At 65.3% G+C, this 380-nt stretch carries 1 protein-coding gene; it reads left to right on the top strand.

Annotated features, from left to right (window positions below; translation table 11 throughout):
- Positions 1–380 (top strand): TonB-dependent receptor domain-containing protein (locus tag HG543_RS54335; protein WP_169352749.1); only part of this gene is annotated, 380 nt, incomplete at both ends.

Here is a 380-nt window from a genome sequence, read left to right as displayed (position 1 = left end):
GCTACGAATCCACCTCCACCGGCTACAACGCCGGCGGCCAGCTGGTGCAGGGCCGGCTGCTGTCGGTCAACAATCCGATCGCGCGTGGCCTGGGTGCGCAGAACCTGAAGCCGGAGAAGTCGATCAACACCTCGCTGGGCTTCACCAGCCGCATCGGCGAGCATTTCGACCTGTCGCTGGACTTCTTCCAGATCGATATCGACGACCGCATCGCGCTGTCGGAGAGCATCACCGGCGATGCGCTGACCGATTACGTGGCCGCCAGCTACGGCGTCAGTGGCCTGCAGAGCGCCAGCTTCTTCGTCAATGCCGCCGATACCCGCACCCGTGGCGCCGAGCTGGTAAGCAACTGGCGGCAGTCGCTGGGCGATGGCCAGCTG

This window comes from Pyxidicoccus fallax, from assembly GCF_012933655.1.
Lineage (GTDB): Bacteria > Myxococcota > Myxococcia > Myxococcales > Myxococcaceae > Myxococcus > Myxococcus fallax.
This window is presented reverse-complemented; position numbering and strand designations above follow the sequence as displayed.